The sequence below is a fragment of the Stutzerimonas stutzeri genome (assembly GCF_038561965.1).
Classification (GTDB): Bacteria; Pseudomonadota; Gammaproteobacteria; order Pseudomonadales; family Pseudomonadaceae; genus Stutzerimonas; species Stutzerimonas stutzeri_AA.
In genome coordinates this window covers 1354063-1367353 of sequence record NZ_CP139348.1, presented here as the reverse complement: position 1 = coordinate 1367353, position 13291 = coordinate 1354063, and the positions used below count along the sequence as shown (strand labels likewise).

Here is a 13291-nt window from a genome sequence, read left to right as displayed (position 1 = left end):
ATCCAATGAAAACACTCAAATCGAAAGTCGCCACAGCTGCCTTTGCCCTTGCAACCACGTTCGCCGCGACCGGCAGCCAGGCGCAAGGTACAACGCCTTCGGTGGTAATCGTACACGGCGCATTCGCCGACGGCTCCGACTGGGCCAAGGTGGTGCCGCGGCTCCAGGCCGAAGGTGTTGCCGTGACGGTTGTGCAGAACCCACTGACATCACTGGCCGATGATGTCGCAGCGACACGCCGCGCGTTGAACAATCAGCCCGGCAAGGTGGTTCTGGTCGGCCATTCCTGGGGCGGCACGGTGATTACCGAAGCCGGCAATGACGAGAAGGTCAGCGCGCTGGTGTATGTCGCCGCATTCGCACCGGAGGCCGGGCAAACCAGTGGCGAACAAGGCAAGGGCGCGCCCACGCCTCCTGGCATCAGCCAGATCAAGGCAGACGCCAACGGCTTCCTGTATCTGACGCCCGAAGGCATGGCCAAGGACTTCGCCCAGGATCTACCGGCGGCGCAGACCGCTGTGATGGCCGCGACCCAAGGCCCTATCCAGGCATCCGCCTTCGAGGACAAGACGACCGTCGCTGCCTGGAAGACCAAACCGTCCTGGTATTTGCTCGCCACCGAGGACCGGATGATCCACCCGGACGTCCAGCGCTCGGCCGCCAAGCGTATCGGCGCGACCCAGGCCGAGCTGCCCACCAGCCATGTTCCCCAGCAGTCGCAGCCAGATGCGGTAGCCGAGGTGATTCTCGAGGCGGTACGCAGCGTGGGCGAGCAGTGATCACTAACACCACTGACAATCTTTTGAACCGGGGTAGGCGTATGGATCATCTGCGTGATCGAAACTATGACTACATCGTGTGTGGTGCGGGCACGACGGGCTGCGTGGTAGCGGGTCGGCTCGCCGACCACCCCAACGCACGCGTATTGTTAATTGAAGCCGGCCACGGATATACCGGTCCCGAGGTTGTCGAGCCGGCGCAATGGCCGTTGAACCTCGGCTCGGAGCGCGACTGGGCATTCGAGGGGCAACCCACCCCCCTACTCAACGGCCGTCGCCTTTCGCTCAACATGGGCAAGGGCCTCGGCGGCGGCTCCAGCATCAACGTGATGGTCTGGGCGCGCGGGCATCGGTCGGACTGGGATCATTTCGCGGCAGAGTCCGGCGACCCCGCCTGGGGCTACGATTCGGCGCTGAATTACTACCGCAGGATCGAGAGTTGGCAAGGCACCCCGGATGCCGTGCGACGCGGTTCAGGCGGCCCCGTACACGTCGAGCAGCCGGCCTCGCCTCAGCCCCTCGCCTGGGCAACGCTGGAAGCGGCCAGCCGTTTGGGCATCCCCCGGTACGACAGCGCCAACGGCGAGATGATGGAGGGCCCGGGTGGTGTCGCGATCACCGATCTGCGCATCAAGGACGGCAAGCGCGAATCCATGTACGACTCGTATATCCGGCCGCGACTGCACTACCCGAATCTAACGGTCCTGACCGGCGCTTTGGTGGCCCGTGTCCTGCTGAGCGGCACGCGGGCAATCGGCGTTGAAGTGGTGGTCGGCGGCGAACGGCAGCGCATCCATGCCCGAACCGAAGTCATCCTATCCATGGGTGCGATAAACACGCCGAAGGTGCTCATGCAATCGGGCGTCGGCCCGGAAGATGAGCTGCGCACTCACGGCATTGCCCCGATCCATCACCTTCCCGGAGTGGGCCAGAACCTCCAGGACCATATCGCCTTTGGCTGCACCTGGGAGTACCTGCAATCTCAACCAGTCGGCGCCGGCGGGTGTGAAACCAAGCTGTACTGGAAAAGCGACAGTCGCCTGGACGCCCCGGACTTGCTGCAGTGTCAACTCGAGTTCGCGGTGCCCTCACCCGCTGAAGTCGGTATTCCAGCGCCGCAAAATGGCTGGACGATGTTCGCAGGCCTGGCAAGGCCCGTCAGTCGCGGGCATGTAAGCCTGTCAGGTGCCGGTCCACTGGATGGTCCGCTCATCGAGCCGAACTCGCTGAGCGCTCCCGAGGATATGGCTGCGGCGTTCGCATCGATCGACCTGTGCAGGACGCTCGGCAATAGCGAAGCCTTCAATGGCTTGATCAAGCGAGAAGTCGTGCCCGGGCCGAAAGAACATCGCGCGATGCAGCAATTCATTCGCAATTCGGCCGTAACCTACTGGCACCAGTCCTGCACAGCCAAAATGGGCCGGGATGCGATGTCGGTGGTCGACCATCAACTGCGCGTCCATGGCATCGACAGACTCCGGATCGCCGATGCCTCGATCATGCCTCGCATCACCACCGGCAACACCATGGCGCCCTGCGTCGTCATCGGCGAACGAGCGGCAGACCTTATCCTCGCGGCGCAAGGCGTAATCGATGACACGTCCTCGTCGAGTGAATAACGCGATGAGAATACTGATCGTTGGCGGCGGTATTGCCGGCCTTGCAATGGCCAGAGCATTGGAGCTACAGGGGTTCAGCCCCGATCTGATCGAACGCAGGGCCGGTGCGCCACAAGGCGGGACCGGGCTCTACCTGCCAGGCAATGCCGCAAGAGCCTTGCAGGCCCTGGGGCTGCTGAACTCGATTGCAAAGGTCGCCATGCCGATAACTACCCAACGCATCCTTGATAACCGAGGCAAACCCCTGAGTGTCACGCGGACCGCGGATGTCTGGTCGCGTTGCGGGCCGTGCCTGGCGCTGCCCCGGGCAGCCCTGCATGCCGCACTGCGCGACTCGCTGCGTGAAACCGAGCTTCGCTTCGGCATTTCGCTCACCGGCATCGAGCCGCTTGGCGCCATAAGCCGGGCGACCTTCTCCGACGGCACGGCACGTGAGTATGACCTGGTCATCGGCGCGGACGGCATCCACTCGCAGGTGCGCCAAAGCTCGTTCCCAGACGTCAGACCCTCGTACACCGGCAATGTGTGCTGGCGCTTCACTACCAAAGACACCGTCGGAGTCGAAGGTTGGACAGTCATGCTCGGAGACGGGATGAGTCTGCTGGCCATTCCGATCGGCAACGATCAGGTCTACGTCTATGCGGACATGGCGGTAAACGAGTCGGACGCGCAGCGAAACCTGACCGACCTTCCACCCAGCACCTTACTGGCCAACTTCTCAGCCTCCTTATCACCACTCATCACTCATGGGCCGGCCGACGCTCAGGTTCACGTTGGTCGGATCGAGCAAGTGCTCATGGAGGAATGGGTAAAGGGAAACGTGGTACTGATTGGCGATGCGGCACACGCCTCCTCCCCAAGCATGGCAGAAGGTGCGGCGATGGCGATGGAAGATGCACTGGTACTGGCCGAAACGCTTGGCAGAGCCCCAAAGGTCAGCGATGCGCTCGCCGAGTACACGCGCCGACGCAAACCACGCGTCGATTGGGTCCAGAAGCAATGCGCTGCGCGGGACAGGATGCGTGGGCTGCCCGGCTGGGCACGTGTTCCGTTGCTAAAATTCGCCGGCAACGCGTTGTACAAGCGAAGCTATCTACCCTTAACGGAACCGACATGACCCGCAGCTGTACGCTACCTCGACGTATCGCAGTTACCCTCCTCACCTTGTCGGCGCTATGTGCCGCACTGCTGCTAGGCGTTAACTATTGGGCGACGCCCACGGTCGTCATTCGAAACCAATCGGGCGTCACCGTGCAGGTTGAAGCTCAATGGAGCGCCAATCGCAAAAAGCTTCCTGCCATCGCTCCGGGCGCAATGCGAACATTCAAAGTAGCGGGCGAGTCGTCGATAGCATTTGTGGTGACTTATCCGGACGGAAGGCAACTGACCAGTCTGCCGATGTATTTCACTACATTTACAGCTGTCACCGCTGTAGTTACTGACGGCCTAGTGGACGTTCGCGCAAAGTTTTGATGGGGGCAGTGCTCTGACGATGTTCACTAGGTTCCGCTCCTAGCCGGTAGCTGCCGGTCGAACTTCGGCTATCAGCCGAAAACAGCCAAGGCAGAGCGCTATTGGTCAAGTGGAAATAAACCACCCAGCCAACTCTGGCTGATGTTTGAGTACTCGCGCTGCACGCACCCTTTCACAACACGCACGCCAAACGAGCGCTTGATCAAATACGGCTGGATTCAGCTTAGTGGCAACAGCCAAAAGCCTGGATTGCTGCGACATCCGCGCCACGCCAACTCACTGGCCCTTGAACCCCTTCGCCACCAGATAAACCTCGTTCGAGCGCGGTCGTGACGCCGCGGGCTTGCGGACTACCACTTTCTCGAATGAGGTGCGCACGTCCCTCAGGAAATCGTCGGAGCCTTCGCCCTGGAAGACCTTGACCACATAATTGCCATTGGGCTTGAGCACTTTGCGGACCATGTCGAGGGTGAGTTCGACCAGGTACATCGAGGAGGCCTGGTCGGCGACAGCGACGCCGCTGAGGTTGGGCGCGATGTCAGAGACGATCAGATCAGGCTGCCGGCCGTCGAGCGTGTCGAGAAGCTGCTGGAATACGGCATCCTCGGTGAAGTCGCCCTGGATGAAGTCGACGTTGTCCAGCGGGTCCATCGGCAGGATGTCGGTGGCCACGACCCGTCCCTTTTCGCCCACGAGCCTGCCGGCCACTTGTGACCAGCCACCAGGGGCTGAGCCGAGGTCCATCAGCAGCATGCCGGGGCGTATCAGCTTGTCCTTCTCGTTCAGCTCGATCAGCTTGTAGCTGGAACGCGAGCGCAGGCCATCCTTCTGGGCCTGTTTTACGTAGGGATCGTTGACGTGTTCATCCAGCCAGCGGCGGCTGCTTTTGGATCGTTTCATGGAGGGAGGCAACCACGGAAAATCAAAATGGGAGAAGCGGGCCGGCCAGCGCATGGTGCAGAGCAGAAGCTGTTGGGCGCGAAATGGCGGCAATTATAGGCCGATAATGCAACGCAGGTTAAATCGACGGGGTTGCAGGCATGGCCTCCGGCAACGCCGCGCCTTCTTGAGTGCCGCCAGGCCTGGCCTGACAGGGACGAGCCACGCCGGTACAATCCGCGCCTCTCCCCCCTTTTTTTCTTCCTCTGCCGGAGTCACCGGCCAGGACTATCAGCATGATTCGCATCAACGAACTATCCCTGCCCCTCGATCACTCCGCCGATGAGTTGCGCCAGGCCATCGTCAAACGCCTGAACATCAGCGACGCCGATCTGCTGAATTTCACCGTGTTCAAGCGCAGCTACGATGCGCGCAAGAAGAACAGCGTCATCCTGTTCATCTACATCATCGACCTGGAGGTCCACGACGAGGCGGCCGTCCTGGCGCGCTTTGCCGATGACCACAACGTGCGTCCAGCGCCGGACACCAACTACTACCCGGTAGGCCAGGCGCCAGCCAATCTGAGCGAGCGCCCGCTGGTGGTGGGCTTCGGCCCCTGTGGACTGTTCGCAGCGCTGCTGCTCGCACAGATGGGTTTCAAGCCCATCGTGCTGGAGCGCGGCAAGGATGTGCGCAGCCGCACCAAGGACACCTGGGCGCTGTGGCGCAAGAAGGTCCTGACGCCGGAATCCAACGTGCAGTTCGGCGAGGGTGGCGCGGGGTTGTTCTCCGACGGCAAGCTCTACAGCCAGATCAAGGACCCCAAGTTCTACGCGCGCAAGGTGGTGCACGAGTTCGTTCGTGCCGGTGCACCGGCCGAGATCATGTATGTGAGCAAGCCGCACATCGGCACCTTCCGTCTCACCGGTGTGGTCTCGACCATGCGCGAGGAGATCATCGCGCTCGGCGGCGAAGTGCGCTTCGAGAGCAAAGTCACCGATCTGCTGATCAACGATGGCCAGCTTGAAGGCGTGGTGCTGGCCAGTGGCGAGACGATTCACAGCCGCCATGTGGTGCTGGCGCTGGGGCACAGTTCACGCGATACGGTGCGCATGCTGCACCGCCAGGGCGTGTTCATCGAGGCCAAGCCGTTTGCCATCGGCTTTCGTATCGAGCACCCGCAAGGGATGATCGATCAGGCCCGGCTGGGCAAGTACGCCGGCCATCCCGAGCTGGGCGCCGCGGACTACAAACTGGTGTACCACGCCAAGAATGGCCGCGCGGTCTACAGCTTCTGCATGTGTCCGGGCGGCACCGTGGTGGCGGCCACATCCGAGCGGGGGCGCGTCGTGACCAACGGGATGAGCCAGTACTCGCGCAACGAACGCAACGCCAACGCGGGCATCGTCGTTGGCATCAACCCGGAGCAGGATTTCCCAGGCGATGCGCTGGCCGGCTTGGCACTGCAGGAGCGTCTGGAATCGCGCGCCTATGAACTGGGTGGCAGCGATTACTGCGCCCCCGCACAGTTGGTGGGCGACTTCATTCGCGGCGTGCCATCGACCGAGCTCGGCGAAGTCGAGCCCTCCTACAAACCCGGCGTGCGCCTGGGCGATCTGGCGCCCTCGTTGCCCGAGTATGCAATCGAGGCCATCCGCGAGGCACTGCCGGCGTTCGGCAAGCAGATTCGCGGCTTTGATCGCGCGGATGCCGTGCTCACCGGCATCGAAACTCGTACCTCGTCGCCCGTACGCATCACCCGGGACAACGAGACATTGCAGAGCCTTAACCTGCGCGGCCTGTATCCGGCCGGTGAAGGCGCGGGTTACGCCGGTGGCATCCTTTCGGCGGGCGTGGACGGCATCAAGGTCGCCGAAGCATTGGCCAAGTCGATGCTGGCTGACGTGGAACAGACTGAAGTGCAGAGCAACTGAGCGCCGCCCTGATGAAATTCGACGACATCAAAAAGCTTCACCAGAAAAAGTACCGCGCCGAGTTCGGACATTTTCTGGTGGAGGGCGAGCATCTGGTGCTGGAACTCCAGAAAGCCGCCCTGCACAACCCGCAGCTGCAACGCAGCGAGCTGTATGTGACCAGCACCTACGAGCACTGGCAAAGCCCGTTCAAGACCCACCTGATCAGCGACCGCCAGATGGCGCAGATCGCCGATACCAAGACCCCGCAGGGCATCGTTGCGCTGGTGCCAATGCCGCTGGCGGGCGCGCCGGCTTCTGCGCCGATTGCCGGCGAACGTGCCATCTACCTGCATGAAATCCAGGACCCGGGCAATCTCGGCACCATCCTGCGTACCCTGGCCTGGTTCGGCAATTTCCGCTGCCTGCTCAGTCCCGGCAGCGTCGACCCGTACAACCCCAAGGTCGTGCGTTCGAGCATGGGCGCGATATTCCATGCGCCGCTGGAGCTGGAGGTGGAGCTGGAATCCTTGCGTGCGCGTTTCGAGCGTATCGCCTGCCTGGATATGAATGGCGAGCCTGTACGGTCAACGGCTTTCGGAACCTTCGATTGTTATCTGTTCGGCAACGAAGCCCGCGGGGTGCCACGCGAGGAGTTGAGCGCACTCGGCGCTCAGCCGTTCACAATTCCCGGCTGTGCCGCCATCGAATCACTGAACCTGGCCGCGACGGTCAATATGTGCGCGTACGAGCTGAGCCGGTAACGGCTACGCAGATGGTGGGGCCGTCGGTCATACGGCCGGGGAGCCATCCAGGGGAATGCGGACCGTGAAGGTGGTGCCGCTAGCCGCGGTCGAGTCGACGTCGATACTGCCATGATGCGCATCTACGATGGCGGACGCGATGTATAGGCCAAGCCCGAGGCCTGCTCCGGCGCCATACTCGGCATTACCGCTTTGCAGGTGGCGCACCATCGGGTTGAAAAGACTGCTTTTCGCCGATTCGTCGATGGGGCGACCGACGTTGTGAACCGTCAACGTGGCAATTCCCTCATCGCTTTTCAAACTGACCGTGACGAGTGTACCCGCCTCGCCATGCTCGATGGCGTTGCCGATCAGGTTGGCGATCACCTGCTCCATTCTGGATTTATCGAACTGTCCAGGAAGGCTCGGCTCGGACTGCAGGATAATCTGTCGGTCGGGGTTGTACGCCCTTGCCTCTTCGACCATACCTTCACACGCCTGCGCCAGGTCTTCGCTGTCCTTGCGCACCGGAATGCCTCCGCCGGAGTGCGTGCGGGTGAAGTCCAGGAGGTCGCCGACGATCTTGATGGAGCGCTTTACGCTCGTATAGATACGCGACACGTTGATGGTCGGTTTGGGGGGCAGATCCCCTGCATGTAGCAGTACGTCAGCACTTAGCAATATGGCGCCGAGGGGACTTCGCAGATCGTGGCCCAATATGCCAAGAAACACATTTCGCGCGGCATCTACAGCGTCCGCATAGCTGACCACCGACTCGGCAAGCGCCTGATCGATTGCTTCGTTGAAGCGGACGATGTCCGAAACCTCATGCTCTTTCGACACCGCATCGGACGACATCCACAACACCAGCACACTGGTGCGCAATGCGCGGTACTCCGCGATCAGCTGCTCGATCGTGAATCCTGACGAGTGCCGTATTTCCGCATGCGTTTCCGCCGGGGTGATATCGCCGGAGCGCCGCGCTTTGCCATGGGATTTAGTGATCTGCGCCTTGGCTGTCTGGGCCGTTCGCAAATCTGCAGCGATCGCAATCAGCATTTGTTCTGCGTGATCCCGCAACGCCGCTGAATCCATGCCATCGGCGGCTGGTGTCATCGTCTTGGCGAAGTCTTCCCATTGCTGAAGGATAGGTTCGATATTTTCAAGAATAAAATCAGCTAAGCGCACGTTCGCTCCTCGTTACTGAAATGGATGGTTAAGCGGCGACGTATTTCAGTAAGGAGCGGAACGTGAGACTACAGGTAACCCGTACGCGCGGTAGGAAAATAATCGTGCGTTACCAACTTATATTTCCAGCAAAGTGAGGCTCGCTATTTGCGCAAAAAAACGGATCAGAAAGAGAGGTTATAAAGGCATCAATCAGTAAAAGCCTCCTCCGTTACTACCGCACGTCTCCGCAAACATCGACGACAGTCGGCCGCAATGCGCGCGCGACGTCGATGCCGTACCAAATCCCGCCACCATGGTCGCCAAGAGCTGCCAACTAAATCTGCCCGCTTTGCACGAGTTAACACTTTTGCGCTTGCTCTAGCGCCAATCGATGACAGTCACACAAGCCCAACGCATCATGCTCGCTCGACGTCGTGCCGCAGGAACAAGGACCGGGCCCTCGCATGCAACCTAGCCTCTCTGACCCATTGCTGGACTACGCCGGGCAAAGCTCGCCGGGGCGAAAGCGTAGCCATAACGAAGACGCCCTGCTCTGCTCGCCCGAGCAGGGCCTTTGGGCGATAGCTGACGGCATGGGTGGGCACCAGTGCGGAGAGGTCGCGAGCAATCTGGCGCTGACTGCACTGCAGCAGGCGATCGAAAGCGGCGAGGCGCTGCAGGGAGCGGTCCAGCAGGCCAACCAGGCGGTACTGGAAGCAGCGGTAGATGACGGCATGGGCACCACGTTGGTGTCTGCGCATTTCCACGGCGCCGATTTCGAACTCGCCTGGGTCGGCGACAGCCGAGCGTATCTGGTCACCTCAAACGGCATCGAACAACTGACGCGAGACCACAGCTGGGTGCAGATGATGATCGACGCCGGCGAGTTGAAGCCCGCCGACGCTCAAAGTCATGCCTGGCGCAGCATCATCCTGCGCTGCCTGGGGCGCGAGGTGCCTCTGGAAGTGGGTATCGGCAGCGGAACACTCAAGGCCGGTGAGCTGCTTCTGCTATGCAGCGACGGCCTGACCAACGAGCTGACCGACGCTCAGATCCACGCTACCTGCACCTTTGCCGATACGTTGGAGAATCTGGTGGAGCAACTGATCGACCAGGCAAATACCCATGGCGGTCGTGACAACATTTCCTGCATCGTGATCGGTCGCACCGCTGCCCCTACTACGGTCGAATCCCGCGGGCGCCGCTTCATCAACATGCTGTTAAAACCCCTCAAGTCGTAGCAAGCACGAGTTTTTGACAATGCATCGGATGCTGGAAATACCGGGCTATCGCCTGCACAAGCGGCTCGGAAAAGGCGGAATGGCTGAGGTGTACCTGGCCACACAGCTGTCGCTGGATCGCGAGGTGGCGGTCAAGGTTCTGTTGCGCACCGAGGATGCGGCGTTCACCGAGCGTTTCATCCAGGAAGGCCATATCGTCGCCTCACTGCGCCATCCGGCCATCATCACCATCCATGACATCGGGCAGATCGCCGATGGCCGGCACTACCTGGCGATGGAATACATAGGCGGTGGCGACCTGGCGCAACACCGCGGCATCGTCTTCTCACCCTCGCGGGCGCTGGATATCGTTCGCCAGCTTGCCGGTGGCCTTGCGGTGGTGCACGACGGCGGGCTGGTTCATCGTGACGTCAAGCCGGCCAATATCCTCTTCCGTGACGACGGCAGCGTTGTACTCACCGACTTTGGCGTCGCCAAAGCGGTCGAACTGGATAACGAACTCACCCACTTCGGCATCGCGGTCGGCAGCCCTGCTTACAGCAGTCCGGAGCAGGCCCAGTGCCAGCCGCTGGATGCGCGCAGCGACATCTACAGCCTCGGGGTAATCCTCGCCGAGATGCTCACCGGCACCAACCCGTTCCGCGCCAGCAGCTATCCGCAAACGGTGCTCAACCATCTACAGATGCCCGCGCCCCAGCTGCCGCCGGCGCTGGCGCCCTATCAACCGCTACTCGATCGCATGTTGGCCAAGCAGCCGGGCGAGCGCTTCAGTAATTGCCGTGAGCTATTGGCGGCCATCGACACGCTCACCGAACCGGACATGGACCAGACCCGCATCGCGCCGGCACTGCTTATGGAACCCGCACCACAGCCCCGACGCCGGCGACAGCGTCGGCGCATTGGCCGCTGGGCGACTGTGAGTGCGGCGCTTGCTTTGGCAATAGCCGCGTTGGGCGTGGGTGGCTATCAGTGGTTTCAGTACAGCCAGATCAGCGAGTTTCTCACCCGTGCCGAGTCGCGCCTGGGCGAAGGGCAACTGACCGCACCGGCGTACGACAATGCCGACTACTACTTCCGCCAGGCCCTGCGCCTGGACGCGGACAATGCAGATGCCCTCGATGGCCTGCGCCGCGTCCTCGATGCCCGCATCGCCCAGGCCCTAGAACTGGCGGCGCAGCGACTGGCCGATGACCAACTGCTGGAACCGGCCGAGGACAGCGCCGTGCACTACTACCAGCAAGTGCTTGGCTGGCTGCCGGAGCACCAGGTGGCGCTCGATGGGTTGGCCCGAGTCAGCGAACGCTATGTCGAACTCGTCGAAGCGGCATATGGCAGACGCGAGTACGCGTTGGCACTGGAATACATCGAGCAGGGACTGGAAGCCTCACCGGGGTATGCACCGCTGCTGGTACTGCACGAAGCCCATGCCCAGCGCGTCGCCAAGGCAAGAGCGCCGCGGCCTGTGCCGCGCACCGCTGCCAGCACCTCGCGCACCCAACCGGCTACCACGCAGACCTCGCAAGCGCCGGCCAATCCGGTCAAGCGCCTGTGGAATCGGATATTCAATTGATAATCACGCCTGATCGCCCGGCTGATGCCGGCGATCGCTCCCGCTCAAGGTAACGCAGACATGCTCAGGATCCACTTCGCAGACAATCGTCAGAGCCCCGTCTGGCTTGCCGACGAACGCTTCACCCTCGGCTCGGACCGCAGCAACAGGCTGGCGATAAGCGACGCCGGCGTGGCGCCCTTTCACGCCGAGCTGATACTGAAAAACCGCTTCTACTACCTGACCGACCTCGGCACACCGGGGGGCACATACGTCAACGACGAGAAGATCGGCGAGCGTTACCAGATCCGCTCCGGCGACCGCGTGCGCCTAGGCGCTCTGGAGCTGGAGATCGTCGACCCGGCCAAGGTTGGCGCCAAGGTGGCGGCTGCGCCGCGCTGGCTGTTACAGGTGGTCAAGGGCGAGAACCAGGGCCACAAGTACCACATCACCGGCTCGATGACCTTTGGCCGCTCGGTCAAATGCGAGCTCTGCTTCGCCGACGCGGAGCTATCCCGCCGGCACGCGGAGTTCTATCTGAAGGGCGATGTGCTGGAAGTGAAGGACCTCGCGTCGGCCAACGGCTTGATGGTCAATCGTGAGAAAGTCACGACCGCTGTATTGCAGCCGGGCGATCAGATTCAGCTGGGCACTACCACGCTGCTGGTTATCGGGCCCAGAGTCAGCGCGCCGGAAATCGTCGACGAGGACGCCACCGTATTTATCCGCGCCGCTGACCTGCCTACCGCTGCCGCTGCCCAGCCCAAGGCGCCCCGGCCCCGCCCTGCCACGCCGAATCCACTGCATACGCCGGCCCCGGCAACCTCAGCGCCAGCACTGGATGCCCCGCGCCAATCAGGCTGGCGCCTGGCGTTGCTGCTCGGCGCGCTCGGGCTGGCCGTTGTCGTGGGGCTGGTTGCGCAGCGGATGATCTAGCGGCTCGCTGCTCCTGAATCGGTGAAAACCACTTCGCCGTTTCCGACGCGTGACTCCTACTTTGACGTGTCGCTACCCTCGCCCTCTACGCAGCGCCCGTAACCCTTCAAAGACCAGTACCGCGATCGCTGCCCAGATCGCGGCGTACGTCAGCCACTGGTCCGCCGTGATGCTTTCGCCGAGCAGCAACGCGACGACGACCAGCAGCACCGGCTCGACATAGCTCAGCAGGCCGAACAGTGCCAGATCGAGGTGTTTGCTGGCGACGATCATCAGCGCCAGGGCCAAGGCGCTGAGCGCACCGAGGCCGATGATCAGAAGCAGCAGAGACGGGCTCGCAGCGAGCTGTTGCAGGGTGCCTCGGTCGGAAAAGGCGAACAGCGCAGCGACCGGCAGGCTGATCACCAGATCGACCCACAGGCCGCCGAGGCTGGCGGTGCCGATCCAGCGGCGCAGGACGAAATAGCACGGGTAGCCGAGGGCAACCGCCAGCACCGGCCATGACAGCGACGAGGCCAGCAGCAGCTGGTTGCCGACACCCACCGCCGCCAGCAGACAGGCCAGACGTTGCAATCGACTGATCGCCTCGCCAAAGACCAGCCGCCCGGTGAGCACCAGGGTCAGCGGCAGCAGGAAGTAGCCAAGCGAGACATCCAGCCCGTGGCCGTTGATCGGCGCCCACATGAACAGCCAGAGCTGCAGGCCGACCAGCGCCGAGGACAGCGGCAGGGCAAGCCACAGCCGCGCCTCTACCGGTACGCGCACAAGGATCTGCCGGACTTCGCCCCAACGCCCGATGGCGAGCAGCAGCAACGCCAGGCAGGGCGCGGTGAGCAGGATGCGCCAGCCGTAAATCTGCTGGCCGGTCAAAGGCTCGAGCAGCGAGGTGTAGTAGTACAGCGTGGCGAAGAGTGTCGAGGCTGCGAGCGAGCCCGCTACGCCCGCCAGCCTGTTTCGAGTGTCCATGGGCTTCCTGCAAGTTGACGATC

At 62.2% G+C, this 13291-nt stretch carries 12 protein-coding genes; 9 read left to right on the top strand and 3 right to left on the bottom strand.

What is annotated here, in order from left to right; genetic code table 11:
* Window positions 1-5: 5 nt before the first annotated feature.
* Genes SM130_RS06130 through SM130_RS06115 form a run of 4 tightly spaced genes read left to right on the top strand, consistent with a single transcriptional unit; the run spans window position 6 to window position 3871 of the window.
* On the top strand, window positions 6-779 hold the full coding sequence (locus tag SM130_RS06130; RefSeq protein ID WP_102823249.1) for an alpha/beta fold hydrolase: 774 nt from the start codon (window positions 6-8) through the stop codon (window positions 777-779).
* A 41-nt stretch (window positions 780-820) separates the two neighbouring features.
* Window positions 821-2398, top strand: a complete 1578-nt coding sequence (locus tag SM130_RS06125; protein ID WP_102823248.1) for a GMC family oxidoreductase — start codon at window positions 821-823, stop codon at window positions 2396-2398.
* The gene (locus SM130_RS06120) at window positions 2373-3515 is read left to right on the top strand and encodes an FAD-dependent monooxygenase (protein ID WP_258006857.1); all 1143 of its coding nucleotides are present in this window, start codon (window positions 2373-2375) and stop codon (window positions 3513-3515) included. The genes SM130_RS06125 and SM130_RS06120 overlap by 26 nt, the downstream gene beginning before the upstream one ends.
* A complete protein-coding gene (locus SM130_RS06115; protein ID WP_102823246.1) occupies window positions 3512-3871 on the top strand; it encodes a hypothetical protein in 360 nt (119 codons plus the stop codon). The genes SM130_RS06120 and SM130_RS06115 overlap by 4 nt, the downstream gene beginning before the upstream one ends.
* 276 nt (window positions 3872-4147) lie before the next feature.
* Here the strand turns inward: SM130_RS06115 and rlmE are convergent, their stop codons facing one another.
* A complete protein-coding gene (gene rlmE, locus SM130_RS06110; RefSeq protein ID WP_102823245.1) occupies window positions 4148-4771 on the bottom strand; it encodes a 23S rRNA (uridine(2552)-2'-O)-methyltransferase RlmE in 624 nt (207 codons plus the stop codon).
* A gap of 275 nt (window positions 4772-5046) precedes the next feature.
* Here rlmE and SM130_RS06105 point away from each other — a divergent pair, with 275 nt between their 5' ends.
* The gene (locus SM130_RS06105; protein WP_102823244.1) at window positions 5047-6684 is read left to right on the top strand and encodes an NAD(P)/FAD-dependent oxidoreductase; all 1638 of its coding nucleotides are present in this window, start codon (window positions 5047-5049) and stop codon (window positions 6682-6684) included.
* Between the two features lie 11 nt (window positions 6685-6695).
* Window positions 6696-7427, top strand: a complete 732-nt coding sequence (locus SM130_RS06100) for a TrmH family RNA methyltransferase (RefSeq protein WP_102823243.1) — start codon at window positions 6696-6698, stop codon at window positions 7425-7427.
* 27 nt (window positions 7428-7454) lie between these two features.
* Here SM130_RS06100 and SM130_RS06095 read toward each other — a convergent pair whose 3' ends face one another.
* On the bottom strand, window positions 7455-8594 hold the full coding sequence (locus SM130_RS06095; protein WP_102823242.1) for a sensor histidine kinase: 1140 nt from the start codon (window positions 8592-8594) through the stop codon (window positions 7455-7457).
* 446 nt (window positions 8595-9040) lie between these two features.
* Here SM130_RS06095 and SM130_RS06090 point away from each other — a divergent pair, with 446 nt between their 5' ends.
* The 3 genes from SM130_RS06090 to SM130_RS06080 are packed head-to-tail and all read left to right on the top strand — an operon-like array spanning window position 9041 to window position 12302.
* Window positions 9041-9817, top strand: a complete 777-nt coding sequence (locus tag SM130_RS06090; RefSeq protein ID WP_102823241.1) for a PP2C family protein-serine/threonine phosphatase — start codon at window positions 9041-9043, stop codon at window positions 9815-9817.
* A gap of 19 nt (window positions 9818-9836) precedes the next feature.
* Window positions 9837-11387 (top strand): serine/threonine-protein kinase, encoded by a 1551-nt coding sequence (locus tag SM130_RS06085; protein WP_102823240.1) that lies wholly within the window; start codon window positions 9837-9839, stop codon window positions 11385-11387.
* Between the two features lie 60 nt (window positions 11388-11447).
* Window positions 11448-12302, top strand: a complete 855-nt coding sequence (locus SM130_RS06080; protein ID WP_102823239.1) for an FHA domain-containing protein — start codon at window positions 11448-11450, stop codon at window positions 12300-12302.
* 72 nt (window positions 12303-12374) lie between these two features.
* Here the strand turns inward: SM130_RS06080 and rarD are convergent, their stop codons facing one another.
* Window positions 12375-13268 (bottom strand): EamA family transporter RarD, encoded by an 894-nt coding sequence (rarD, locus tag SM130_RS06075; RefSeq protein ID WP_102823238.1) that lies wholly within the window; start codon window positions 13266-13268, stop codon window positions 12375-12377.
* Window positions 13269-13291: the final 23 nt, after the last annotated feature.